Origin of the sequence: Klebsiella sp. GN_Kp190 (assembly GCF_040061795.1) — a bacterium.
Taxonomy (GTDB): domain Bacteria; phylum Pseudomonadota; class Gammaproteobacteria; order Enterobacterales; family Enterobacteriaceae; genus Klebsiella; species Klebsiella michiganensis.
In genome coordinates this window covers 36752-62751 of record NZ_JBEAFN010000068.1, presented here as the reverse complement: position 1 = coordinate 62751, position 26000 = coordinate 36752, and the positions used below count along the sequence as shown (strand labels likewise).

The window sequence follows — 26000 nt, the reverse complement described above, 5'->3', positions numbered from 1 at the left end:
CCGCAGACGGCGGTGAACCCGTAGCCCGGGCAAGGCGCATCGCGCCGCCCCCGGGAGCAGAGTGCAGAGTGGCCGAATTTCCCGGAGGCGATGCTGCGCATCTGTCCGGGCTACCAGACCCGCAGACGGCGGTGAACCCGTAGCCCGGGCAAGGCGCATCGCGCCGCCCCCGGGGAAAGGGCCCTGACGCAGGTTGCTTACCCCTGCGGCTCAACCGCCGTTCCGGCATAGATATCAAACCGGTGGCCTTTGGTCACCACCGCGTTCGGCGTCGCGACATCCGCCAGCGGCGGCGCGTAGTCCGGGCGCTTAACCACCACCCGTTTGGTCGCCAGCTGACGCGCCGGCGCCAGCAGACCGTCGGCGTCTAAATCCGGCCCCACCAGCGACTGAAATACCCGCATCTCTTTCTTCACCAGCGCGCTTTTCTGCTTATGCGGAAACATCGGGTCGAGATAGACCACCTGCGGACGCGGAGTGATATCGGTCAGCGCCGTCAGGCTGGAAGCGTGAATCAGCCGCAGACGCTCCTGCAACCAGGGGCCGATTTCAGCGTCGGCGTAGCCGCGCGCCAGGCCATCGTCGAGCAGCGCGGCAACCACCGGGTTACGCTCCAGCATCCGCACGCGACAGCCCACGGAGGCAAGAACAAAGGCATCCCTTCCCAGACCGGCGGTCGCATCGACCACATCCGGCAGATAGTCGCCTTTGATTCCCACCGCTTTCGCCACCGCCTCGCCGCGGCCGCCGCCGAACCTGCGCCGATGGGCCATGGTCCCGCCGACAAAATCAACAAAGATGCCGCCAAGCTTCGGTTCATCGCGCTTGCGCAGCTCAAGATGCGCCGGGGTCATCACCAGCGCCATCGGGTTGTCCTCATCCTGCTCCAGCCCCCAGCGGTCAGCCAGAACAGATAAGGCGCCGTCTCCGGCGCCCGTTTCATCAATTAAACAAATTTTCACAACAGGATTAACTCTTAATGCCGTAATGCTCAAGCATCGCGTCCAGCTGCGGCTCGCGACCGCGGAAGCGTTTGAACAGGACCATTGGCTCTTCCGAACCGCCGCGGCTAAGGATGTTGTCGAGGAACGACTGGCCGGTTTCGCGATTGAAGATACCCTCCTCTTCGAAGCGCGAGAAGGCATCCGCCGCCAGGACGTCGGCCCACAGATAGCTGTAATAACCCGCTGCGTATCCGCCGGCGAAAATATGGCTGAAGGCGTGCGGGAAACGGCCCCACGACGGCCCGGGGATCAGCGCCACCTGCTGCTTAATTTCCGCCAGCGTTTCGAGGATTTTCGCGCCCTGCTGCGGGCTGAACTCCGCATGCAGGCGGAAGTCGAACAGGCCAAACTCCAGCTGGCGCAGAATAAACATCGCCGCCTGGTAGTTCTTCGCCGCCAGCATTTTCTCCAGCAATTCCTGCGGCAGCGGCTCGCCGGTTTCATAGTGGCCGGAGATAAAGGCCAGCGCTTCCGGCTCCCAGCACCAGTTTTCCATAAACTGGCTCGGCAGCTCGACCGCATCCCACGGTACCCCGCTGATGCCGGACACGCCGGCGGTGTCGATACGGGTCAGCATATGGTGCAGACCGTGGCCAAACTCGTGGAACAGGGTGATCACTTCATCGTGGGTGAACAGCGCCGGCTTACCGTTGACGGGACGGTTAAAGTTACAGGTCAGATAAGCGACCGGCTTTTGCAGCGAGCCGTCAAGCTTGCGCATCTGGCCAACGCAGTCATCCATCCATGCCCCGCCGCGTTTATGTTCGCGAGCGTAGAGATCGAGATAGAAGCTACCGCGTAGTTCATTTTTTTCATCGTACAGTTCGAAGAAGCGCACTTCCGAATGCCAGACGTCCACATCGGTACGCTCTTTCGCGGTAATACCGTAAATACGCTTAACCACCTCGAACAGGCCGTTAACCGCTTTGTTTTCCGGGAAGTAGGGGCGCAGCTGTTCATCGCTGATGCTGTAAAGATGCTGCTTCTGTTTTTCGCTGTAGTAAGCGATATCCCACGGCTGCAGTTCATCCACGCCGAATTCGGCTTTGGCGAAGGCGCGCAGCTGGGCCAGCTCTTTCTCACCCTGCGGACGGGCGCGTTTCGCCAGGTCGGTCAGGAAGTCGAGCACCTGCTGCGGATTTTCGGCCATTTTGGTCGCCAGCGACTTGTCGGCAAAGCTGTCAAAGCCCAGCAGCTGCGCCAGCTCGTGGCGCAGGGCGAGGATTTCCGCCATTACCGGGCTGTTGTCCCATTTTCCGGCGTTCGGCCCCTGGTCGGAGGCGCGGGTGGAATAGGCGCGATACAGCTCTTCACGCAGCGCCTGATTGTCGCAGTAGGTCATTACCGGCAGATAGCTCGGGATATCCAGGGTCAGCAGAAACCCTTCCTGCTCTTTGGCTTCAGCCTGGGCTTTCGCTGCGGCAAGCGCGCTTTCCGGCATGCCGGAGAGCTCAGATTCATCGGTGACCAGCTTGGTCCAGCCCATGGTCGCGTCGAGCACGTTGTTGCTGTACTGATTGCCCAGCTCGGAGAGGCGGGCGGCGATTTCGCCGTAGCGTTTCTGCTGCTCTTTCGCCAGGCCAATACCGGAGAGTTCAAAATCGCGCAGCGCGTTATCTACCGCTTTTTTCTGCGCGGTATTCAGGGTGGCGTAATGGTCGCCGTCGCGCAGGTCGCGGTACGCTTTGTACAGGCCTTCATGCTGCCCAACCCAGGTGCTGTACTCCGAAAGCAGCGGCAGGGTCTGCTCGTAGGCTTCGCGCAGTTCCGGACTGTTTTTGACCGAGTTCAGGTGGCTGACCGGGGAAAAAATACGCCCCAGCACGTCGTCTACTTCCGCCAGCGGCTGGCAAAGATTTTCCCAGGTATACGGCGCCCCTTGCGCCACCGCGCGCTCTACCGCCGCCCGGCAATCATCCAGCGCTTTAGTGACCGCGGGGACCACGTGCTCGGGTTTGATGGCAGAGAATGGCGGTAATGAAAAAGGCGTCAGTAATGGATTGGTCATATGCGCAGTCCTGTTGAATTGGGTGAATGAAGCGCGCGTCCGGCGCTATAGCATGAGATCTAGAATGGGGGATAGTTTGCTGAATTTCAATGTCAGGCGCCGCGCGCAGGCGGGTATTACTGCGATAAGTCTGGCCGTTGTGGCCAGAGCGCATAAAAAAGCCGGGTTCGCCTCGCGGCGACCCGGCTCGTTTTAGGCTGACAAGCAGCTTATACCACCATCCCCAGCAGCAGACAGCCTACCAGGCCGCACACTGAGATAATGGTTTCCAGCACCGACCACGACTTAATGGTCTCGCCGATGGTCAGGTTGAAGTATTCCTTAAACAGCCAGAAGCCCGGGTCGTTAACGTGGGAGAAGATAACGCTGCCGGAGCCAACGGCGATCACCATCAGTTCCGGGCTCACGCCGGTGGTGGCGATCAGCGGCGCGGCGATACCGCCCGCGGTGATCGCCGCAACGGTGGCGGAACCCAGCGCGATACGCAGTACCGCAGCAATCGACCATGCCATAAACAGCGGGGACATATTGGATTCATGCATGATAGAAGCAATGTATTTATCCATGCCGCTATCGACCAGCACCTGCTTGAAGGCGCCGCCGCCGCCGATGATCAGCAGCATCATGGCGATAATTTTGATCGAGGAGGTCAGCGTATCGTTAATCTGCTCCATGGAACGACCGCGGTTAAGACCGAAGGTGAACATGGCGATCAGTACCGCGATCAGCGTGGCCATGACCGGGTCGCCGAAGAATTCCGCGATCGGCAGGAAGGCATGACCTTTCGGCAGAACCATTTCGGCCACGGCGCGCATAGCCATCAGAATAACCGGTACCAGAGAGGTCCAGACGCTGACGCCGAAGCCCGGCATCTCTTCCTCAGTGAACGTTTTCGGGTTATGCAGGCCTTCCGGAATCGGCTTATCGATACCTTTCAGGAAGCGTGCGTAAACCGGCCCCGCAAGGATAACCGTCGGGATCGCCAGAATCGTACCGAACAGCAGGGTTTTACCCATGTCGGCATGGAAAATAGTGGCAATGGCAGTCGGGCCCGGGTGCGGAGGCAGGAAACCGTGCGTGACGGAGAGCGCGGCCGCCATCGGGACGCCGATATAGAGCAGCGGGATACCGGCGGATGCGGCGATGGTAAAGACCAGCGGCAGCATCAGTACGAAGCCCACTTCATAGAACAGGGCGAAGCCGACGGTAAAGCCGGTGAGCACAACCGCCCATTGAATATGTTGTTTACCAAATTTGGCAATCAGCGTGGTGGCGATACGCTGCGCGCCGCCGCAGTCCGCCAGCATTTTACCGAGCATCGCGCCGAAGCCCATGATCAGCGCGAGGCTGCCGAGGGTTCCCCCAACGCCGTTTTTGATGGAGACGATAACTTTATCCAGAGGCATACCCTGCATGAGCCCGACGGCAAGTGCCACCAGAACCAGAGCGATAAACCCGTTCAGCTTGAAACGGATCATCAGCAACAATAACAGGGCAACCCCGATAGCAACGATGACTAATGGCATGATTTACCTGGCCTTAATTTGTTATGGGTAACGTCATAGTTTCAACATTGACTTCATCCGTTCCGACCGGAACAAAAAATGTCTGACGCCGTAGAAGCTGGCTTTATCCTTACCCAGAGAAAGGATAGCTGGCTATTTTTTTATCTGTGGCGCCTGAAGCGAATGATACGGGTAACATATGAAGTTTGAGAATCACCTGGGCGGTGAAAATTTCAAATATGAGACTTAAGTCATACTCTTTCCCGGGTTTCTGCCGGGTCGCTTAGCGGGAAATGTTGCGCGGTAACATGAGGGGAGTCGCCCGGCCGCGAAAAGGCAGCCGGGCGGGGAAATCAGTAGTAGGAGTGCTCGCCGCGCTGGTGTTCAGTCAGATCGCGTACGCCTTTCAGTTCCGGGAACTCGTTCAGCATCTGCTTCTCGATCCCCTCTTTCAGCGTCACGTCAACCATCGAACAGCCGTTGCAGCCGCCGCCGAATTGCAGAATCGCCAGGCCATCGTCGGTGATTTCCATCAACGTGACGCGCCCGCCGTGGCCGGCCAGCTGCGGGTTAATCTGCGACTGCAGCAGGTACTCAACGCGCTCCATGAGCGGGGCATCGTCGGACACTTTGCGCATCTTGGCGTTTGGCGCTTTCAGCGTCAGCTGGGAGCCCAGCTGGTCGGTAACAAAATCGATTTCAGCGTCTTCCAGGTACGGCGCGCTAAGCTCATCGACGTAGGCGGTGAGTTGCTCAAACTTCAGCGCGGTATCGGAATCTTCCACCGCATCCGGTGGGCAGTAGGACACGCCGCACTCGGCGTTAGGGGTGCCGGGATTGATCACAAATACGCGAATTTGTGTCCCTTCTTCCTGATTTGCCAGCAGTTTGGCAAAGTGCGCTTGTGCAGCATCGGAAATACGGATCATAGCGTTGGCCTAATAGTTGACTATTTTACTGGGTTATTATACGCCCATCAGCAGGGGTCTACAAGGTACGGCATATACACCATACCTGAACCGTCGCGGCGCCGTTTCGCAAAAGCAGGCGGGATATCTCGGCGACGGTGCTTCCGGTTGTGACGACATCATCCACAATGGCGATATGGTGGCCCTGGAGCGACAATTCAAGCTGGAAGGCGTTTTTCAGGTTCCGTTTGCGCAATCTGGCGCTGAGCTGATGCTGGGTGGCGGTGCGGCGCCGGCGGGTTAGCGCATCGCTGCGCCAGGCGCAGTCCAGCCAGCGGGAGAGCGGTCGGCACAGCAGATCGCTCTGATTAAATCCCCTCTTCCACTGACGACGCTGCCAGAGCGGCACGCTAATTATCCGGTCCGGGCGGGGAAGATCCCGACGCTGGCGAATGCGCAACAGCAGCAGACGCGCCAGCGCCGGGGCCAGCTCGGGCCGCTTATTGAATTTCAGTTGGTGAATCAGGCCGCTCAGCGGCGGTCGATAGTCATTCACCGTCACCAGCCGCTGCCACGGCGGCGGTTTTTGCAGGCAGCGCCCGCAGGGCAGCGTGCTTGATTGGGCCGGCAGGCCGCACTGCGGGCACAACGGTTCAGACGCCAGCAGCGCCGACGCGCATCGCGAGCAGATCCCCCAGTTGGCGATGGCCAGCGGCATTTGGCATAGCCAGCATAAGCTGTGTGCTGTTAGCATATTTCCCCCTCGTATTGGTGGAAAGAGAACAGTAACTGATGAAAACGATCGCGTGGCAGACCACGGGCGAAGGAAATTGTCATCTTGTGCTGCTGCACGGATGGGGGCTGAATGCCAAAGTGTGGGATTGCATCACGCCGCAGCTGGCTTCGCATTTTACGCTGCACCTCGTCGACCTGCCTGGCTATGGCCGCAGCGGCGGCTTTGGCGCGATGTCGCTGGAAGAGATGGCCCAGCGGGTGCTGGAAAACGCGCCAGAGCGCGCTATCTGGCTGGGCTGGAGCCTCGGCGGGCTGGTGGCCAGCCAGGTCGCGTTATCCCATCCCGATCGCGTGCAGGCGCTGGTCACCGTGGCCTCTTCCCCCTGCTTTAGCGCTCACGACAGCTGGCCCGGCATTAAGCCCGACGTGCTGAGCGGGTTTCAGCAGCAGCTGAGCGAAGATTTTCAACGCACCGTCGAACGCTTTCTGGCGCTGCAAACCCTGGGTACCGAAAGCGCGCGTCAGGATGCGAGAGCGCTGAAGAGCACGGTGCTGTCGCTACCGATGCCGTCGCCGGACGTTTTAAACGGCGGGCTGGAGATCCTCAAAACCGCCGATTTACGCCAGCCGTTGACCGCCCTCGACATGCCTTTTTTGCGCCTGTACGGTCGGCTGGACGGTCTGGTACCGCGTAAAATCATTCCGCTTCTCGATGCGCTGTGGCCCAAAAGCACGTCGATTGTCTTCGATAAAGCCGCCCATGCGCCGTTCATTTCACATCCGCAGGCGTTTTGCGCTCCGCTGATCGAGCTGAAGCGTGAGATCGATAAATTTTTTTAGCGGGACGTGGTAAAAACGCTGGGTGCAGCAATACTTAGGTTGTTGCGGGGGTTGACTATTTCATGCTGGCCCCGTGACCTAAAAAAAACAACCTAATGGAGAGTAGAGGCTATGAAACTTGTTACAGGAATTGTTGCATCTCTGGTGATTGGCTCCCTGTCCTTCGGCGCGTTCGCCGCCAAGGAAATTCAAAAAGACGAAGTGGCTAAGTTGAACCTGACCAAAATTGGTTCGATTACCACCTCCAGAACAACCTCTCCGATGGATGCAAAGCGCGATCTGTCGAAAAAAGCGGATGAGCTGGGCGGCACCTATTTTGTGGTGATTGCAGGCGAGAAGAACGAGAAAACGGTTCACGCTAACGCGGACGTCTACAAGTAAGCCAGAAAGCGGGTCTCAGGACCCGCTTGCGGTATATGCCGCAGTCGGTTCCCGGAGGCGGCGCGTTGCGCCTGTCCGGGCAACCCACCCCAGAACCGTACAAATCTGTGGTCGAATCTCCCGGGTCGCGGCGTAAACGCCTTACCCGGGCTACCAAGCCCAAAACCGCACAAACTCGTAGCCCGGATAAGGCGTTAGCCGCAAACCGGGAAACCTGCCTTCACAGCCCAATCAGCGCAGCGACCACCACTCCCGCAGGCAGGCTTTGCCTTCCGGGCAGCTTTTACAGCTGCCGGAGAGGCAGCCATCGGCATCTTCGGTCACTTTCACCGCTTTCCCCATCGCTTGCAGGCGGCCCAGCATGGCGTCAATCAGCGGCTGCGGCGTATTCAGGCGGACGCTGAGCTGCTTTGCCTCCATCCTCCCCTGCAGGGCCAGCATATCGCGGACTTCAATTAATGACGCCATCATCGCTCCTTAGTGGCAATCGCCCGCCGGACTCTGGCAGCAGGTGGACGGCGTTTTGCGCGTCGCCAGCAGCGAGACGTCCACCCGGCTGCGCGCTCTGCGCAGCAGGCCAAAGATCACGATATTGAACAGCACCACCGCCAGAATGCACACCAGGCTATAGCGCGGATGCTGGCTAAAGCTGACGGTCTGGTAGTACAGCGTAGAGAGCGAGTAAGCGATATTCAGCCCCCACAGGACGGAGAACATCATCCAGCCGCGGCTCGACTCGCGGGCAATCGCCCCCATTACCGAGATGCAGGGAATATAGAGCAGGACAAAAATCAGGTAGCTGTACGCCGCAGCGGCGCTACCGAATTTGCTGCCCATGACGCCCATCGCGCCGGTTGCCATTTCGCCGTCGCCTTTACTGGCTTCGATAGGGTTGGCCAGCACGCTCAGGCTGAACGTATCTTTCAGGCTCTGCCAGGTCTCATCTACCGCGGCCAGCAGCTCGTCGCCGAGGCTAAACGTCTGCGGATTAAACGCTTCGTTCTGGATATCTTCGGCGGTGTAGAGGGTGTTCAGCGTCCCCACCACCACTTCCTTGGCCATCGCGCCGGTGAACAGCCCGACGGTCGCCTGCCAGTTATCCTCATGTACGCCAATCGGTTTAAATACCGGGGTAATCACCCGGCTGACCGACGCCAGCGCCGAGTCGTTGATGTTATCGACGATCTTACCGCTCAGCGAGAAGCTGTTCAGCGCGCTGAGGAAGATACTGACGATAACGATCACTTTACCCGCGCGCAGGACGAAGCCTTTCAGGCGCTGCCAGGTCTGGATAATCAGACTCTTCACGTGCGGAACGTGATACACCGGCAGCTCCATCACGAACGGCGACGCTTCGCCGCGCATAATGGTATGCTTCAGCATCAGTCCGGTCGCAATCGCCATCACGATCCCCAGTACGTACAGCGAGAAGACCGCCAGCGCGCCGTTCTGGCCGAAAAAGGCGGCGGCGAAGACGGCGAAAATCGCCAGCCGCGCGCCGCAGGACATAAACGGTGCCATCATAATGGTCATCAAACGTTCGCGCGGCGCATCAAGCGTACGCGCGCCCATCACCGACGGAACGTTGCAACCAAAACCGACGATTAACGGCACGAAGGATTTCCCCGGTAGCCCCAGCGCCTGCATCAGGCGGTCCATCACAAACGCCGCCCGCGCCATATAGCCAGAGTCTTCAAGGAAAGAGAGGAACAGGTACATCATGCCGATCTGCGGTACCAGCGGCAGTACGGTATTGATACCGCCGCCAATCCCCTGGGCGAGGAACACCGTCAGCCAGTCCGGGAAATGCAGGGTATAGCCAACCCACTGAATACCGTGGATAAAGATAGCCACGGAACCGGCATCAAAAATGGGCTGCAGCGCGCCGCCGATATTAATCGCCAGCAAGAACATCAGGTACATAACGAACAGGAAGACCGGCAGGCCGAGGAAGCGGTTGAGGATCACTTTATCCATCGCCGCGGTAAAGCGGCTGGGCTCGGCGGTAAGGGTGTTACTGACCGCATCGCAAATGGCGGCAATGCTTTGGTAACGGGCATCGGCGATATGCAGCGCGGGGTCATCCATCTCTTCGCTCAGGTGCGCCAGGGACACGTCCAGCTTGTGGGCAGCGTCACCGGCGTAGGCGCGGCTGTAAATATCGCCTTCAAGCATCTGTAAACCCAGCCAGCGACGCTGGCGCTGCGGAATATCCGCGGCCATGGCCTGCGCCAGCTTGTCCGCCTCCCGCAGCAGCGGCTGCGGATAGTGCACCAGTTCGATAGCCTGGTTCTGCTGATGGCGATCGATCGCCATTTTTAAGGCCTCGATACCGCGCCCGCGGGTGGAAACCAGCGGGATCACCGGGCACCCGAGACGCGCGGCCAGCGCGTCGACATCGATGCGGATCTTCTGTTTTTCCGCGATATCGAGCATATTCAGCGCGACCACGCAGGGGATGCCAAGCTCCAGCAGCTGCAGCGTCAGATAGAGGTTACGTTCCAGATTGGACGCATCGACCACGTTAATCAGCATGTCGGCGTCGCCGCTGAGAATATAGTGGCAGGCAATCTGCTCATCCAGCGAGGTTTGCGAGGAGATGGTGGTCAGGGAATACGTGCCCGGAAGGTCTACCAGCGTGACCTGATGATCGGTGGTGTTGAAACCACCCTCTTTGCGTTCAACGGTCACTCCCGCCCAGTTACCGACGCGCTGGCGCGCGCCGGTGAGCTGATTGAACAGCGTGGTTTTACCGGAATTAGGATTACCAATTAAGCCAAGGGTTAATTTTTTCATATTCATACTCTTAGTGCCGGTCAGGCATTATTGTGCAACCGCTTCCAGCTCAATTAACGCAAGATCCTTTTTACGTAATACCAGGCTAACGCGTCGGGTTTCAATATGAATAGGGTCGCCGAGCGGCGCCACGCGAACCACATTGAAAGAAGAACCCGGCAGCATCCCGAGGGACAGCAGCTTCTGCCGATACGCCGGACTAATATCGCGGGAGAAACCGGTGATTTTCCACGCACTATCAGGTGTAAATTGCATAGGACCTACTTGTTTATCGCCAACTGAAAAGAGAGTTTTCCGTATGCGCCGGAGACGCGGCGCCAGGGACCGTAGCTAACGAAGAAGAAAAAATACTCAATGCAAATAATGATAATGAGAATAGTTTTTATCATCAATACATATAATGCGGCCGTTTCGCTTTTTAAAGAGAAAATTGAGCTTTTGTTGATATTGAGCAAACTCTTTTTTCTCGCCGTCGCGGAGGTGATGATTATTCTTAATGACTAAATGTTTAATTAAAGTTTCGATAGTTAACGAAATGAAAATAATAATATCGCCGTCCGTAATTCGCGCTTATTACGACGTTATAAGAAAATACTGATGCTTGTTTGCACAATATGGCGAATGCCGGAAGAAATGCGGCCCCTTAGCAAAAGGGGCCGGAAAGAATTAACGTTTTTTACCCATTGCCGCCGCCAGCGCATCCATCATCGCGCTGTTACCCGCAGGCTGCGCCTCGCGACCGCGAGGTTTAGCGGCCTTCGCCGCCGGGCGGTTGCCCTGAGGACGATCGCTTCCGCCGCCGCGGCGCGCGTTGCTGTCGCCAGGCTGTTCGTCCAGACGCATCGTCAGCGCGATGCGCTTACGCGGCAGGTCGACTTCCATCACTTTCACCTTCACGATATCGCCCGCTTTGACCACCGTGTGCGGGTCTTCAACGAACTTATTCGACAGGGAAGAGATATGCACCAGGCCGTCCTGATGAACGCCGATATCAACGAACGCGCCGAAGTTGGTGACGTTGGTCACCGCGCCTTCGAGGATCATCCCCGGCAGCAGGTCGTTCATCGTCTCTACGCCATCGGCGAACTGGGCGGTTTTAAACTCAGGGCGCGGGTCGCGGCCCGGCTTCTCCAGCTCTTTGATGATGTCGGTCACCGTCGGCACGCCGAATTTCTCATCGGTGAAATCAGCGGCTTTCAGATGACGCAGTTCACTGCTGTTGCCCATTAAATCTTTCAGCGCCTGCTGAGTCGCCGCCAGAATGCGCTCCACCACCGGATACGCTTCCGGGTGCACGGTTGAGGCGTCCAGCGGGTTGTCGCCGTGGTTGATACGCAGGAAGCCCGCGCACTGTTCAAAGGCCTTCGGCCCCAGACGGCTGACCTTCAGCAGCTGCTGGCGATTCTGGAACTGGCCGTTCTCATCGCGCCAGGAGACGATATTCTGCGCCATCATGCGGGTCAGACCGGCGACGCGGGTAAGCAGCGGGACGGAAGCGGTATTCAGATCGACGCCGACGGCGTTTACGCAGTCTTCCACCACCGCGTCCAGCTTACGCGCCAGCTGGGTCTGGCTGACATCGTGCTGATACTGGCCGACGCCAATGGATTTCGGATCGATTTTCACCAGTTCGGCCAGCGGGTCCTGGAGACGACGGGCGATAGAGACCGCGCCGCGCAGGGAAACGTCGAGATCCGGGAACTCCAGCGCCGCCAGCTCGGAGGCGGAGTACACGGACGCGCCCGCTTCGCTGACGATGACCTTCTGCGCGGTCACTTTCGGGAACTGCTTCTGCACGTCGAGGAAGAAGCGCTCGGTTTCACGCGAGGCGGTACCGTTGCCGATCGCCACCAGCTCAACGTTGTACTTTTCACACAGCGCGGCAACCGCCACCGCCGCTTTTGCGGCCTGGCCGGTATGCGGGTAAATGGTATCGGTAGCCACCAGCTTGCCGGTACCGTCAACGACGGCGACTTTGACGCCGGTGCGCAGGCCCGGATCGAGGCCCATGGTGGCGCGCAGCCCGGCCGGCGCGGCCATCAGCAGGTCGTGCAGGTTGCGGGCAAAGACGTTAATGGCTTCGTCTTCCGCGCGTTCGCGCACGGTCCCCATCAGCTCGGTTTCGAGGTGCATCAGCACCTTGATACGCCACGTCCAGCTCACCACGCCCTTACGCCAGCCGTCCGCTGGGGCGTTGTTCAGGCGCAGGCCGAGATGGTCGATAATGATTTGCTCGCCGTGGCTCTCTTTCGGCGGCTCGTCGAACTGCGGGTCGGCGTTTAAAGAGAGCTGCAGCACGCCTTCGTTGCGGCCGCGGAACATCGCCAGCGCGCGGTGCGACGGGACGGTGGAGATCGGTTCATGGTGATCGAAGTAGTCGCGGAATTTCGCCCCTTCCTCTTCCTTACCGCTGACGACGGTCGCCACCAGGTGGGCGTTTTTCCACAGATAGTCGCGCACTTTCGCCAGCAGGCCCGCGTCTTCAGCAAAGCGCTCCATCAGGATATAGCGCGCGCCGTCGAGAGCGGCTTTTGTGTCCGCTACGCCGTTGTCGGCGTCGATATATTTAGCGGCTTCGGTTTCCGGGTCGTGAGAGGGTTCGTTCCACAGCAGATCGGCCAGCGGTTCCAGCCCGGCCTCAATGGCGATCTGCCCGCGCGTGCGCCGCTTCGGCTTGTACGGCAGATAGAGATCTTCGAGCTCGGTTTTACTCAACGTCCCGTTGATGGCTTTTTCCAGCGCCTCGGTCAGCTTGCCCTGCTCGCCGATGGACTTCAGGATCGCCTGACGACGGTCTTCAAGTTCACGCAGATAGCCCAGGCGGGTTTCCAGATTACGCAGCTGCGTGTCATCCAGACCGCCGGTGACTTCTTTACGATAGCGTGCGATAAACGGCACGGTATTCCCTTCATCAAGCAGGCGAACGGCAGCTTCTACCTGTTCAGCCCTGGCCTGAAGTTCACCCGCAATAATGCGGCAGAGCGAATCATTCATCATCGGTTTAATTCATCTTTAGGATCAAAAATCAGGGGGATAGTTATACGGACTGGCACGCTAAAATGCCAGCCGCGACCAAAGCCTCTCGGAATGTTCCGGACCTATTTGGCTTTGACGTATTCAATTTCGTTCACGTACCAGGCCGCCTCGCCCGCGGGGGTGTTCACGATAGCTAAATCACCGACCTCTTTTTTCAGCAGCGCGCGCGCCATTGGCGAATCAATGGAGATGTAGTCGTTGCGGCCAAAGATTTCATCGTAGCCGACAATCCGGAAGCGCTTCGTCTCGCCCGCATCGTTTTCAATCTCCACCCACGCGCCGAAAAAGACCTTACCCTCCTGCTGCGGCGAATAATCGACGATTTTCAGCTGCTCAAGGCACTTGGTCAGGTAGCGCACCCGGCGGTCGATTTCACGCAGGCGCTTTTTATTGTATTGGTAATCGGCGTTTTCACTGCGGTCGCCGAGGCTCGCCGCCCAGGTCACCTTTTTGGTGACTTCCGGACGTTCTTCGCGCCACAGGGTATCCATCTCTTTCTTCAGTTTTTCATACCCTTCACGGGTGATCAGCGGCGTTTTCATCGAAGGTTCCGGCTCCTGATTACAGATCTTTGTGCAATGCTGCGCACAATTCGTCGCACGTCATCATACCAACAGGATAAATAATGTGTCTTATGCTTAAATGTATACTTAAGCTGCTGTTAAATATGCTTTGTAACAATTTAGCCTGGAATATATACCAGATTTCGCTGGTGGGCGACCCGGGCTTTTTTGAGAATACGTACTGACAATTGCAGTGAACCTTTGGGAGTATAAACAATGCAAGAGAATTATAAGATTCTGGTTGTCGATGACGACATGCGCCTGCGTGCGCTACTCGAACGTTATCTGACCGAGCAGGGCTTCCAGGTTCGTAGCGTGGCGAACGCTGAACAGATGGATCGCCTGCTGACCCGTGAATCCTTCCACCTGATGGTGCTGGATCTGATGCTGCCGGGCGAAGATGGCCTGTCCATTTGCCGCCGCCTGCGCAGCCAGAGCAACCCGATGCCGATCATTATGGTCACGGCGAAAGGGGAAGAAGTTGACCGTATCGTGGGCCTGGAAATCGGCGCCGACGACTACATCCCAAAACCGTTCAACCCGCGCGAGCTGCTGGCCCGTATCCGCGCCGTACTGCGCCGTCAGGCTAACGAACTGCCGGGCGCGCCTTCGCAGGAAGAAGCGGTTATCGCCTTTGGTAAGTTCAAGCTGAACCTCGGCACCCGCGAGATGTTCCGCGAAGATGAGCCTATGCCGCTGACCAGCGGTGAATTCGCGGTACTGAAAGCGCTGGTGAGCCATCCGCGCGAACCATTATCCCGCGATAAGCTGATGAACCTCGCTCGCGGCCGTGAATATTCGGCCATGGAGCGCTCCATCGACGTACAAATCTCCCGCCTGCGCCGCATGGTGGAAGAAGATCCGGCGCATCCGCGCTATATCCAGACCGTTTGGGGCCTGGGCTACGTTTTCGTCCCGGACGGCTCTAAGGCATGAAACGCGTGCGCTTTTCGCCGCGAAGCTCGTTTGCCCGCACCCTGTTACTGATCGTCACCCTGCTGTTCGCCAGCCTGGTGACGACATATTTAGTGGTGCTGAATTTCGCGATCCTGCCCAGTCTCCAGCAGTTTAATAAGGTTCTGGCCTACGAAGTGCGTATGCTGATGACCGATAAACTCCAGCTGGAAGACGGCACTCAGCTGGTGGTGCCGCCGGCGTTTCGCCGCGAGATTTACCGCGAGCTGGGCATTTCGCTCTATTCCAACGAAGCGGCGGAAGACGCAGGCCTGCGCTGGGCGCAGCATTATGAATTCTTAAGTCAGCAGATGGCGCACCAGCTCGGCGGGCCAACCGAAGTGCGGGTCGAGGTAAACAAAAGTTCCCCCGTGGTGTGGCTGAAAACCTGGCTTTCTCCCAATATCTGGGTGCGCGTACCGCTGACCGAAATCCACCAGGGCGACTTCTCGCCGCTGTTCCGCTACACCCTGGCCATCATGCTGCTGGCGATTGGCGGCGCCTGGCTCTTTATTCGTATTCAGAACCGACCGCTGGTCGACCTGGAGCACGCGGCGCTTCAGGTCGGGCGAGGGATTATTCCCCCGCCGCTGCGCGAATATGGCGCATCGGAAGTGCGATCGGTGACCCGCGCCTTTAACCACATGGCGGCTGGCGTGAAGCAGCTGGCGGATGACCGCACGCTGCTGATGGCCGGGGTGAGCCATGATTTACGCACTCCCCTTACGCGTATCCGCCTGGCGACGGAGATGATGGGCGAAGAGGACGGCTACCTCGCCGAGTCGATTAATAAAGATATTGAAGAGTGTAACGCCATTATCGAGCAGTTTATCGACTACCTGCGCACCGGCCAGGAGATGCCGATGGAGCTGACGGATCTTAACGCGGTGCTGGGGGAAGTGATTGCGGCGGAGAGCGGCTACGAGCGAGAAATCGCCACTGACCTGCAGCCGGGCGAGATCCCGCTGCGCGTGCATCCGCTCTCCATCAAGCGCGCGCTGGCGAATATGGTGGTCAACGCCGCCCGCTACGGCAACGGCTGGATTAAAGTCAGCAGCGGCAGCGAGGGGAACCGGGCCTGGTTCCAGGTGGAAGATGACGGTCCGGGAATTAAACCGGAGCAGCGTGAGCATTTGTTCCAGCCGTTCGTGCGCGGCGATAGCGCCCGTACGATTAGCGGGACCGGCCTCGGCCTGGCTATCGTTCAGCGCATTATCGATAACCATAACGGTAAGCTGGAACTTGGCTCCAGCGAACGCGGCGGATTATTAATTCGCGCCTGGCTGCCGGTGCCGATGCAGCGCGCCCTGCCCGCGATAAAGCCCGCCAAAGAGATCTAATTCTGCCGGTACGCCCGCATTAAAACACCCGGCGGCGCCACGCTGTACGCCGCCGCATTGCCCTTGTATCCAGGAGAGGTGCGCCAGCACCGCCTCCGGACTGCACCAGGTTTAATGCGCTTTATTCGCCATCGCATACGCCGCTGGCAAATTCAGCCGCTGCCAGAACTGCTGCGCGTCGTTATCACCGGATAGCGGATACCCTGCGGGCAACGCCGTTTTGATCATCAGCGCCCGACGCTGCGCGGCGGACAGATTCGGCAGCGCAGCCTCCAGCAGCACTTCAGCCCCTTGCGGCACCTTCAGGCTCTGTTTTTCGCCCTTCTGCTGCGGCAGATCGTAGGTCATGGTAAAGCGATAAAACGCGACCATCGCCGGGTCGCGATACGGATCGTCTTTCGCAGGCACTTTCGCGCACTCCGCCAGCGTCGTGCCGCACTCTTTCTCCAGCGCGGTACGCAGCTGGTCGCGGGCCTCATTAAACATCCCGCGATACTTCGCGTCATTCAGGTAGTGGGCGACATTGCGCTGCGCCACCATCCGCGAACCCATCACGTCCAGCGGATAGTGCACGCCCAGCACGATGCGCGAATAGCCATAGCGGGCGCCGCGCGTCACCAGCGCGTCGAAGCGCTCCGGGATCATCTCCGCCATCAGCAGAGCGTCGGTATAGCCGGTGTTGGTGTGCCCGCTCGGAAACGAGCCGCCGTCGGCGGTATAGGGCTTATTGTCCTTAACCACCACATCGTCCGGCACCAGATGGATGGTATTGCCCTGAATCAGGAACGGGCGCGGGTTATTGAAGTGCTTTTTCGCCGCCCCGGTACTCACTTCCGAAGCTTTGATCAGCGCCGCCGCCTTACCAAGCTCGCCTTTGTCGTAGGCGGCGAGGAACGCTTTGCCGAGGCGCGGCCCCAGCGCATCGCTGAGGAAATAGAGATAGCTGATGCCTTCGGCATCCGCCAGCGCCTGGTGGCGAGCGCTCTGTGCGGCATCGCGGTTAATGGCGGTGACGGTCGCCAGGTTTTGCTGTATGACCGCCTTCGGCAGCGCGCTGAACGCTGAGAGCAGCTCGATTCCCGCCTGCTGGTTGGCTTTTGTCTGGAAGTCATAACCGCTGGCCTTCAGCCACGCAGTATCCGCCTGTGTTTTATTCTGTCTGGCGTGTTCAAGCTGGTCGCGAGTCAGGGTTGCCGCATCGCCCTTCAGCGCGTTGCGCAGCTGCGACAGGCTTTGGCTCTCCAGCGCGTCAAACCCCGGACTGGCGGCGGCTGGCGTCACGCCGTTGGCGATTGCCGCCGCCTGATTCAAAGGAACCTCTTTCGCCAGCGCCGGCAGCGCCAGCATGAGCGCCGATGCGAGAAGCGTGATGTGCAGTTTCATTATTTTCCTTTTATACCCTAAATAATTCGAGTTGCTTAAAGGCGGCAAGGGAGTGAGTCCCCGGGAGCATAGATAACTATGTGACCGGGGTGAGCGAACGTAGCCAACACATAAGCAGCTTGAAGTATGACGGGTAAATTCAAACCATTACCTTGCCTTTACGTGACGCTAGCCCTTCTGTTTGACGCTTTTATGACACGGTTATGTTTTGCAACGCTTTAAGCGGAATGGAAACAGCGCGGCGGTAATCCAGGCCGATCTGCGGTAAACTATCGGTCATCTTGTCTCAATCCCGGAATCACCGTATCCATGCTCAGTTATCGTCATAGCTTTCACGCAGGCAACCACGCCGACGTTCTTAAACACACCGTTCAGAGCCTGATCATTGAATCGCTCAAAGAGAAAGAAAAACCGTTTCTCTATCTGGACACCCACGCCGGCGCAGGCCGCTATCAGCTGAGCAGCGAACACGCCGAGCGTACCGGTGAATATCTCGAAGGCATCGCCCGCATCTGGCAGCAGGATGACCTGCCCGCCGAGCTGGAGACGTATATCTCCGTCGTTCAGCACTTCAACCGTAGCGGCCAGCTGCGCTACTACCCCGGCTCGCCGTTGATTGCCCGCCAGCTGCTGCGTGAGCAGGACAGCCTGCAGATGACCGAACTGCATCCCAGCGATTTTCCGCTGCTGCGCGCCGAGTTTCAGAAAGACGACCGCGCCCGGGTTGAAAAAACCGATGGCTATCAGCAGCTGAAGTCGAAGCTGCCGCCGGTTTCTCGTCGTGGACTGGTGCTGATCGACCCGCCTTACGAAATCAAAAGCGACTACCAGGCGGTCGTGACCGGTATTCATGAAGGCTACAAACGCTTTGCTACCGGCACCTACGCGCTGTGGTATCCGGTGGTGCTACGGGCGCAGATTAAGCGCATGATCAAAGAGTTAGAGGCCACCGGCATTCGCAAAATTCTGCAAATCGAGCTGGCGGTGCGTCCGGATAGCGACCAGCGCGGGATGACCGCCTCCGGGATGATCGTCATCAACCCGCCGTGGAAGCTGGAGCAGCAGATGAACAACGTTCTGCCGTGGCTGCATAAAAAGCTGGTGCCGACCGGCATCGGCCATACCACCGTCAGCTGGATCGTGCCTGAGTAATCGCAGTCATCGGTGGAAACTATTGATTTCAGGTATACAATCGCGCCAATCAGACATTAAGGATAAGACTCATGAGCAAGCATTATGACTATATCGCCATTGGCGGCGGCAGCGGCGGTATCGCCTCCATTAACCGTGCCGCTATGTACGGCCAGAAGTGCGCGCTGATTGAAGCCAAAGACCTGGGCGGTACCTGCGTGAACGTCGGCTGCGTGCCGAAAAAAGTCATGTGGCATGCGGCGCAGATCCGTGAAGCCATCCATCTGTATGGCCCGGATTACGGTTTTGATACCACTATCAATCACTTCGACTGGGACAAACTGGTCGCCAGCCGTAGCGCCTATATCGATCGTATCCACACCTCCTACGATAACGTGCTGGGCAAAAATAAGGTCGATGTGATTAAAGGCTTCGCCCGTTTTGTCGATGCGAAAACCATCGAAGTTAACGGCGAGACGATAACCGCCGATCATATTCTGATCGCCACCGGCGGCCGCCCGAGCCATCCGAATATCCCCGGCGTCGAATACGGCATTGATTCCGATGGTTTCTTCGAACTGCCGGCGCTGCCGAAACGCGTTGCGGTTGTCGGCGCGGGCTATATCTCCGTTGAGCTGGCGGGCGTGATTAACGGCCTGGGCGCGGAGACGCACCTGTTCGTGCGTAAACACGCGCCGCTGCGTAGCTTCGATCCGCTGATCGTGGAAACGCTGGTTGAGGTGATGAACGCCGAAGGCCCGCAGCTGCATACCCATGCCATTCCGAAAGCGGTTGTGAAGAACGCCGACGGCAGCCTGACCCTGGAACTGGAAGATGGCCGCAGCCAGACCGTGGACTGCCTGATTTGGGCGATCGGTCGCGAACCGGCAACCGATAACTTCAACCTCGCCGCGACCGGAGTGGAAACCAACGATAAAGGCTATATCGTCGTCGATAAATTCCAGAATACCAACGTTCGGGGTATTTACGCCGTCGGCGATAATACCGGCGCCGTCGAGCTGACCCCGGTCGCCGTTGCCGCAGGCCGTCGTCTCTCCGAGCGCCTGTTTAACAACAAGCCGGACGAACATCTGGACTACAGCAATATCCCGACCGTGGTGTTCAGCCATCCGCCTATCGGCACCGTCGGCTTAACCGAGCCGCAGGCGCGCGAGCAGTACGGCGATGAAGCGGTGAAAGTGTATAAATCCTCTTTCACCGCCATGTATACCGCCGTGACCTCACACCGCCAGCCGTGCCGCATGAAGCTGGTCTGCGTCGGCCCGGAAGAGAAGATTGTCGGTATTCACGGTATCGGCTTCGGAATGGACGAGATGCTGCAGGGCTTCGCGGTGGCGCTGAAGATGGGCGCAACCAAGAAAGACTTCGACAATACCGTGGCGATCCACCCAACCGCCGCGGAAGAGTTTGTGACGATGCGGTAAGACGCGGAACCCCGTGCTGGCACGGGGTTTTTTCCTTAATCATTCCAGCCCGTAGAATTTCGCACCCTCACTCGTTGTCTCTACCACTTCCTATATCGATCAGTACCTTCACAAAAAAGTTCTGCCGGTTATATAAATCCGGGAAAACGGCAGGAGCGTCCTTAAGAGCAATTTGCCGACTGATTAATGGCTTTATATCAATCGCTCCAGAGCTCAGATAGCGTATCGAGGTTGTCCACTCCTGTCCTGGAAATGGGGCTGATATTGAGTTCCATGAACCAAGCACTCTCAGCTCATTACGCACAATTTTCTCGAAGTTAAGTCTCGGCAAACTGACATCACCATAAGGAATGCCCATCAGGACGATGGCACCGCCTTTTGCCGCAAGAAGCAGCGCGCTGGCAATACCGCCCGCGTTTCCGGAAGACTCGATAACTATATCCACACCGAGATTTTCGGTCAGCGTCTGAAAACGGGTAAGATAGCCTTCATCGAGTACCGAAAATACATGGCTGGCCCCCGTACGCTTAGCAATAGCAAGCTTCTGCTCATCAGTATCAAAAGCAAAAACGTCCCCAGCCCCGCATATTTTTGCCCACTGCACGGCTAAAAGACCGATCGTTCCGCAACCCACTACGGCCACCCGGCTGCCGGCTTTGATATCAACCTGCCGTAGCCCATGAACCACCACGCTGGAAGGCTCAATAAAGCTTGCTGTGGCGAAATCCATGGCGTCAGGTAGCTTCAGAACGTTGCGCGCAGGCACAAGAATATACTCGGCAAAAGCGCCATTTTTATGGCCACCTAGCACTTTAAGATCGGTACACCGCGCGTAATATCCCTGCTGGCAATAACAACACTCAAAACAGGGGAAGCAGTTACATGCCGTCACCCGATCGCCCTTTTTCAGGTCGGTCACGGCAGACCCCGCTTGCTCTATAACGCCAGAGAATTCATGCCCCCACGTTAACCCAGGGTGATAGGAACCCAGCTTTCCAAACCGTGAAATATCCGAGCCGCAGATACCGGCAATCTTAACCTTAATTAAGACATCACGATCGTTAACTAAGGCTGGTTTTTCCACTTCCTCATATCTTACGTCCTGTATGGAATAAAGATTTAACGCTTTCATATAATCACTCCTGGGCAACTAAAATGAACTGGCATTAAAGGAAAAAATAAAATCTGGGTGAGAAGTGGCAATGAAACACCCAAGAGCAAACAGCAAATTAGTCGCTCTCTTATATGAAAACCAATTCTCACCCAAAAATAAAAAATCTCTTTTAAAACTAATCCTTTTCACCAAAACCAGCAGCAAATGCTGTTTTTAATTCCGTCATTAATTCATGCTCATCCTCGCCATTGCAGATAAGGTCAACCATGGTATTACCTTTCACTCCTGCGCCAAGAATGCTCATCATCCCTTTAATTTGAACCTCTTTACCATTGTTTACCAAGGTTAATGAAGAGGTATACTTCTTCACAATTTTGGCAAGAGAGGCTGCCGGTCTGGCGTGTAACCCGGTACTGTTCACTACTCTGACACTTTGTCTAATCATGATTCTTCCAGCTACAATTATTTTCAGGATGCCTGACGTAAAAAATGATGACCTTTATTCATCATCAGGATCTTAGAATACACATCATCTTCCACCGCCTGCTTGGCTGTGGCCATAACTCGAGCAAGGTTGGCTTCATTATTATTATGTTCATAAGCTTTCCCCACCGATGTGATAAATGCTTTACGCAGATCGCTGGCAATATTCACTTTGACAACGTTATAGTTAACAAAGCTGCGCAGGATCTCCGCATCAATCCCCGAGCCGCCGTGAATCACTAAAGGGACCGGGGAAACTTCAGCAATTTTTTGTAATAACGGAATATCAATACGTGGGATATCATCCAGACCATGTACGTTGCCAATAGAAATCGCCAGCATATCGCAGCCGGTTTGCTCAACAAAGGTACGAACTTTTTCTGGCTCCGTTTTACAGTCGGCTTCGCTGACGTGATCGTCCTCTTTACCAAGAATTGCGCCGAGTTCGGCCTCAACCGGGACGCCGTAAGATTTGCAGAAATCTACGGCAGCAGCGGTAAAAGCGATGTTTTCTTCGAAGGAAAATGCTGCGCCATCAATCATAACGGAGGTAAAACCTGCCCGCACGGCTTGCTTAACGTCGTCAAAGGTTTTGCCGTGATCAAGATGCAAACTGACTGGAACATCCATCTTATCAGCATGACGTTTAACGATTTCATAAATATAGTCGTAGCCTGATAGCTGCGCATTCGTCGGTGCAATCTGAATAAAATTCGGTAACCCAGAACGCTCAATTGCATTAAGAATGGAGATCGTTGTTTCCAGGTTTGTCGTATTAAATGCACCGGCAAGGACACGTTTTTCACGGATACGGTCCAACAAAATTTTACCGTTAACTAATGGCATAGCATTATCCTCTATCTTCGTTGCAGAATAGTACCTAAATAATATTTATCTGATTTTAACCAGACGTTACCTAAATCAAATGGCATTTTGTTTTCAAGAAATACCAGCTGTTCCAGATGTAGAACTGGAGCATCTTCATTAACCTCCAGATAATGTCCACGTTCGCTACCGACAATTTTGGCAGCGTACCGACTCTCTGAATAGACTATCTTTTGCCCGGAGAGCGCCTCCACCGTAGGAAAAAGATTTTGTTTATTAAAATCAATCTCGGTAATGCCGGGGCAAAGCGCAATATTGATCCTGTTTTCAATCAACATGACTCTTTCCCCTTCCACGCTTCGTACACGCTTGAGATAAAGAATGGGAGCGCCCGGCTCAATTCTTAGCTTTTCAGCCACGCTTTTAGACGCATTCTCAATGTGTGAATCAATAACCTCGGTGGTGAAAGATAAATGCTGGCTGGCAAGTGATTCAGCAAACGATAACAATCCTTCGCCCAGAGCATATGAAATATTCTCTTTTTTAACGAAGGTTCCCTTCCCCTGCACCTGAACCAGCAGCCCCTCATTCACTAGCATGGTGACGGCTTTCTTTACCGTGCCCCGGCTGACATGCAGAATATCCATAATCTGGTTTTCAGAGGGAATTCGGTCACCTTTGCCTAATTCACCCTTATAGATATTTTCACGAATCCATTCCGATACCTGCATATACAACGGAATTTCTGAATCCTTAAGTACGCTGCTCATGCTGTGCTTCTCCTGTGTAGATCATCTGTATACAAGTATGAACAAGTTACGATAATACAGAGTTTTTTAAAAATCTAACTCTATGATCAACTTCACAGTTTCAGCCCAACCTTCAGCGCTTCTGACGACCTGGCGTTATACCCGACAGAAACGGTCCCCACGCATTCTGCGCCTGACGCCTCTGGCTCGTTACTTATCAGCTTTAATAATCACTTTAAGCACGTCATTTTCAGGATTTGCCGCAAATTCAATAGCTTCACCAATACGAGAAAGCGGCCAGGTATGAGTAATCATATCTCTGGTGTTAATTTTATCTTTCTCTACGATTTCAATAGCTTCTTTCATTTCATAAGGCGTCAGTGAATAGGTGCCGACGATAGATATTTCGTCGCGGAACAAGCGGCTGGCGTCAATCTCCACCACCGGGTTTTTATCAAACGGAGAGAACACTACGATCCTGCCGCCGCGACGAACAATATTCACCGCCTGAGAAACCAGCGATGATACGCCAGCCGCAATGATCACCACATCAGGCCCCTTATCATGCGTAATTTCCGCCACCCGCATTTCAAGATTTTCATTGGCGGGATCAATCGCATGGGTCACGCCGACCTTTAACGCCAGTTCACGTTTGAAGCGCGAGAGATCGGATACGATGACGGTCGATGCGCCTTTTAAAGCGGCGAGCTGAGCGCTCACCAGACCAATCGTGCCGGACCCCAGAACCAGAACGGTATCTTTAGCGTGAATATTGGCTGATTTCAGCCCATGCAGGCAGCAGGCCACAGGTTCAATCATCGCCGCCCGCTCCCAGTCAAGACCGTCGATAATTCGATGCGTAAGATGTTCAACGTGCAGTCGCGGGATACGGATAAACTCGCTAAATCCGCCGGGCTCAAGATTGGTTTTCTTGAATCGATCACACAGCGTGAAAAAACCTCTGTCACAATAGTGGCAGTTAAAGCAGGGAACATGAATTGCCGTGACGACTCGTTCGCCTGGGCGATAGCGGGTTACCTCTTTCCCCACCTTCACGACCTCTCCTGATACTTCGTGACCCAGGATAATCGGTCCGGTCACGGTCTGATGCTGCGCCTTATGAATATCGGTCCCGCAGAGGCCGCAAGCGTGCATTTTAATGAGCATATCGCCATCGCCGATTTCCGGCACATCGACATCTTCATAACGAATATCATTTTTACTGTAATAAACGCTGGCTTTCATTAATTAACTCCATAACAAAGATGTTCAGTTCGCATCTTGGATTCATAAAGCGGTTTATACACCTGAGTAAAAATTTGCTGATAATGCGCCACCGCATCGCGCTCTGGCAGATAACGCGTCAGCGGCTCCGCTGCCGTAACGGAACGGCTATCGATATCAACGCCAACGGCTTTTGCCGCTAACATCGCCGCCCCTTTCCCCACCGCTTCATCAACATTACAGGCGATGATTTCACGATTCAGAATGTTCGCTTTAAGCTGCAGCCAGTACGGGTTTTTGCAGGCTGCGCCGATAACGTTGACGATCGGATAATGTTTCCCGGTCAGGGTTTCATACAAATCGAGCAAATTCTTAAGTTCAAAACACAGTCCCTGGAAAACAAAACGCAGGACATCTTCAGGCCGCGATTTATCGTCCAGGCCGTAGATCAGCGCTCGGGACCAGGTATTACGGTCCGGGGGGCCACTCCCGCGCAGATGTGGAATAAAAATGCCATCCATCTTCCCGGCAGCAGCTAAATTTTTCTCATTACTGAGCGTATCAACCATCCTCAGAAAGGCGGGCATATCCAGCTCAAACAAATTTCTGAACCATTCAATGGCATATCCCGCAGAAGGTAATGAGGCGTACAGAGAGTGCAGCCCTGGCAGCACATGCACGCCGTTCGAAACGCGAGCACGGAAGAAATCTTTACTATTATTGACGGCCTCGGTCACCACCAATAAACCTTCAGTGGTGCCCGTAGAGTTCAGGATCTGGTTTTCGTTATTCAACCCTACCGCTACAGAACCGCACATATGATCGTGCCCGGCAATGGAGACCTGAGTATCGGTCGATAGCCCGGTCAGAAGGCAGACATCAGAAGTCACGCCACCGATAGGCGTTCCTGCGTATACTAATGGGCTAAAAAGTGACGGTGAAAGTTCAGCGACTTCCAGCACTCTCTTATCCCAGGCCATCTGGGCAATATTCAACGCCATTGTCCGCGAGGCAAGAGAGTATTCAGAGCGTTTCTCTCCCGATAACTTAAATGCAATATACTCTGCCAGACAAAGCCACTTGCGCCCTTCTTTGGCATTTTTGATATTATCGTGAAGCCATTTAATTTTATTAACGCTGTAATTTGAATGCGCCGGGATGCCCGTTATCTGATAAATACTTTCTATATCCAGCACCGATATAATATTTTCGAGCTGAGGTTTTGGTCGCGTATCATACCAGGTCAAAGAAGGCCCAATAATGTTATCCTTTTCATCGAGAAGCACGCCAGCTTCGCCGACGCTGGCTATCCCAACAGCACTGATATGTTGTCCCGTAGACAGTTTCTTTGTTATCGTTTTAAGACCGTGAACAACGCCCTCCCATATCAGGCGAACGTCAAAATCCGTGTTATCCCCATCAATAATTTTGGGTGTTCTGAAACTATATTGGTCCACGAGTTCAAGTACAGGAACCTGAAACAAACACACCTTACAATTGGTCGTACCAATATCGATTCCGATCGTATACATCACTCTCCCCTTATAGCTGTAAGGGACATCTGTTTGTTTTATTC

The 26000-nt window shown here is 55.8% G+C and carries 23 protein-coding genes; 6 read left to right on the top strand and 17 right to left on the bottom strand.

Annotated features, from left to right (window positions below):
• Window positions 1-197: 197 nt before the first annotated feature.
• The 5 genes from rsmJ to gntX all read right to left on the bottom strand — a co-directional run bounded on the left by rsmJ (window position 198) and on the right by gntX (window position 6179).
• Window positions 198-962 (bottom strand): 16S rRNA (guanine(1516)-N(2))-methyltransferase RsmJ, encoded by a 765-nt coding sequence (gene rsmJ, locus ABLU67_RS25165; RefSeq protein WP_004855183.1) that lies wholly within the window; start codon window positions 960-962, stop codon window positions 198-200.
• A gap of 7 nt (window positions 963-969) precedes the next feature.
• The gene (gene prlC, locus ABLU67_RS25160) at window positions 970-3012 is read right to left on the bottom strand and encodes an oligopeptidase A (protein WP_348852579.1); all 2043 of its coding nucleotides are present in this window, start codon (window positions 3010-3012) and stop codon (window positions 970-972) included.
• Window positions 3013-3221: 209 nt separating this feature from the next.
• Window positions 3222-4538 (bottom strand): gluconate transporter, encoded by a 1317-nt coding sequence (gene gntT / locus ABLU67_RS25155; protein ID WP_004134706.1) that lies wholly within the window; start codon window positions 4536-4538, stop codon window positions 3222-3224.
• Window positions 4539-4870: 332 nt separating this feature from the next.
• Window positions 4871-5446 (bottom strand): Fe-S biogenesis protein NfuA, encoded by a 576-nt coding sequence (gene nfuA / locus ABLU67_RS25150; RefSeq protein WP_004106660.1) that lies wholly within the window; start codon window positions 5444-5446, stop codon window positions 4871-4873.
• Window positions 5447-5504: 58 nt separating this feature from the next.
• Window positions 5505-6179 (bottom strand): DNA utilization protein GntX, encoded by a 675-nt coding sequence (gntX, locus tag ABLU67_RS25145; RefSeq protein WP_348852578.1) that lies wholly within the window; start codon window positions 6177-6179, stop codon window positions 5505-5507.
• Between the two features lie 38 nt (window positions 6180-6217).
• On the opposite strand from gntX, the gene bioH reads away from it, so the two are divergent.
• A complete protein-coding gene (bioH, locus tag ABLU67_RS25140) occupies window positions 6218-7000 on the top strand; it encodes a pimeloyl-ACP methyl ester esterase BioH (RefSeq protein WP_048263487.1) in 783 nt (260 codons plus the stop codon).
• Between the two features lie 111 nt (window positions 7001-7111).
• A complete protein-coding gene (locus ABLU67_RS25135) occupies window positions 7112-7381 on the top strand; it encodes a YdgH/BhsA/McbA-like domain containing protein (RefSeq protein WP_014227147.1) in 270 nt (89 codons plus the stop codon).
• A 231-nt stretch (window positions 7382-7612) separates the two neighbouring features.
• Here the strand turns inward: ABLU67_RS25135 and feoC are convergent, their stop codons facing one another.
• From feoC to greB, 5 genes are all read right to left on the bottom strand, one after another.
• Entirely contained in the window at window positions 7613-7849 is a 237-nt protein-coding gene (gene feoC / locus ABLU67_RS25130; protein WP_014227148.1) for a [Fe-S]-dependent transcriptional repressor FeoC, read from the bottom strand.
• A 9-nt stretch (window positions 7850-7858) separates the two neighbouring features.
• Complete coding sequence (feoB, locus tag ABLU67_RS25125; protein WP_032694240.1) at window positions 7859-10177, bottom strand: Fe(2+) transporter permease subunit FeoB; 2319 nt, start codon at window positions 10175-10177, stop codon at window positions 7859-7861.
• A 27-nt stretch (window positions 10178-10204) separates the two neighbouring features.
• A complete protein-coding gene (feoA, locus tag ABLU67_RS25120; protein ID WP_004126281.1) occupies window positions 10205-10432 on the bottom strand; it encodes a ferrous iron transporter A in 228 nt (75 codons plus the stop codon).
• 411 nt (window positions 10433-10843) lie between these two features.
• Entirely contained in the window at window positions 10844-13174 is a 2331-nt protein-coding gene (locus tag ABLU67_RS25115) for a Tex family protein (RefSeq protein WP_064378243.1), read from the bottom strand.
• A gap of 101 nt (window positions 13175-13275) precedes the next feature.
• Window positions 13276-13755, bottom strand: coding sequence for a transcription elongation factor GreB (gene greB, locus ABLU67_RS25110; protein ID WP_004106676.1), 480 nt, complete (start codon window positions 13753-13755; stop codon window positions 13276-13278).
• A 237-nt stretch (window positions 13756-13992) separates the two neighbouring features.
• On the opposite strand from greB, the gene ompR reads away from it, so the two are divergent.
• Both ompR and envZ read left to right on the top strand, forming a co-directional pair.
• Window positions 13993-14712: a two-component system response regulator OmpR gene (gene ompR / locus ABLU67_RS25105; protein ID WP_001157751.1), complete on the top strand. Its 720-nt coding sequence runs from the start codon at window positions 13993-13995 to the stop codon at window positions 14710-14712.
• Entirely contained in the window at window positions 14709-16070 is a 1362-nt protein-coding gene (gene envZ, locus ABLU67_RS25100; RefSeq protein WP_014227153.1) for a two-component system sensor histidine kinase EnvZ, read from the top strand. The genes ompR and envZ overlap by 4 nt, the downstream gene beginning before the upstream one ends.
• A gap of 111 nt (window positions 16071-16181) precedes the next feature.
• On the opposite strand, the gene ABLU67_RS25095 is transcribed toward envZ, so the two are convergent.
• Window positions 16182-17453: a phosphatase PAP2 family protein gene (locus ABLU67_RS25095; protein ID WP_348852577.1), complete on the bottom strand. Its 1272-nt coding sequence runs from the start codon at window positions 17451-17453 to the stop codon at window positions 16182-16184.
• Window positions 17454-17762: 309 nt separating this feature from the next.
• Here ABLU67_RS25095 and ABLU67_RS25090 point away from each other — a divergent pair, with 309 nt between their 5' ends.
• A complete protein-coding gene (locus ABLU67_RS25090) occupies window positions 17763-18605 on the top strand; it encodes a 23S rRNA (adenine(2030)-N(6))-methyltransferase RlmJ (RefSeq protein ID WP_348852576.1) in 843 nt (280 codons plus the stop codon).
• A 71-nt stretch (window positions 18606-18676) separates the two neighbouring features.
• A complete protein-coding gene (gorA, locus tag ABLU67_RS25085; protein WP_116280830.1) occupies window positions 18677-20029 on the top strand; it encodes a glutathione-disulfide reductase in 1353 nt (450 codons plus the stop codon).
• 67 nt (window positions 20030-20096) lie between these two features.
• Here gorA and ABLU67_RS25080 read toward each other — a convergent pair whose 3' ends face one another.
• From ABLU67_RS25080 to ABLU67_RS25055, 6 genes are all read right to left on the bottom strand, one after another.
• Window positions 20097-21161 (bottom strand): galactitol-1-phosphate 5-dehydrogenase, encoded by a 1065-nt coding sequence (locus tag ABLU67_RS25080; RefSeq protein ID WP_224266271.1) that lies wholly within the window; start codon window positions 21159-21161, stop codon window positions 20097-20099.
• A 157-nt stretch (window positions 21162-21318) separates the two neighbouring features.
• The gene (locus ABLU67_RS25075; RefSeq protein ID WP_134898765.1) at window positions 21319-21588 is read right to left on the bottom strand and encodes an HPr family phosphocarrier protein; all 270 of its coding nucleotides are present in this window, start codon (window positions 21586-21588) and stop codon (window positions 21319-21321) included.
• Between the two features lie 23 nt (window positions 21589-21611).
• A complete protein-coding gene (locus ABLU67_RS25070; RefSeq protein ID WP_134898767.1) occupies window positions 21612-22472 on the bottom strand; it encodes a class II aldolase in 861 nt (286 codons plus the stop codon).
• Window positions 22473-22483: 11 nt separating this feature from the next.
• Window positions 22484-23221 carry a GntR family transcriptional regulator gene (locus tag ABLU67_RS25065; RefSeq protein ID WP_134898769.1) on the bottom strand — a complete coding sequence of 246 codons (738 nt, stop codon included), beginning with the start codon at window positions 23219-23221 and terminating at the stop codon, window positions 22484-22486.
• Between the two features lie 189 nt (window positions 23222-23410).
• Window positions 23411-24445 (bottom strand): zinc-dependent dehydrogenase, encoded by a 1035-nt coding sequence (locus ABLU67_RS25060; protein WP_224266273.1) that lies wholly within the window; start codon window positions 24443-24445, stop codon window positions 23411-23413.
• Window positions 24445-25956 carry an FGGY family carbohydrate kinase gene (locus ABLU67_RS25055; protein WP_224266274.1) on the bottom strand — a complete coding sequence of 504 codons (1512 nt, stop codon included), beginning with the start codon at window positions 25954-25956 and terminating at the stop codon, window positions 24445-24447. The genes ABLU67_RS25060 and ABLU67_RS25055 overlap by 1 nt, the downstream gene beginning before the upstream one ends.
• Window positions 25957-26000 lie beyond the last annotated feature (44 nt).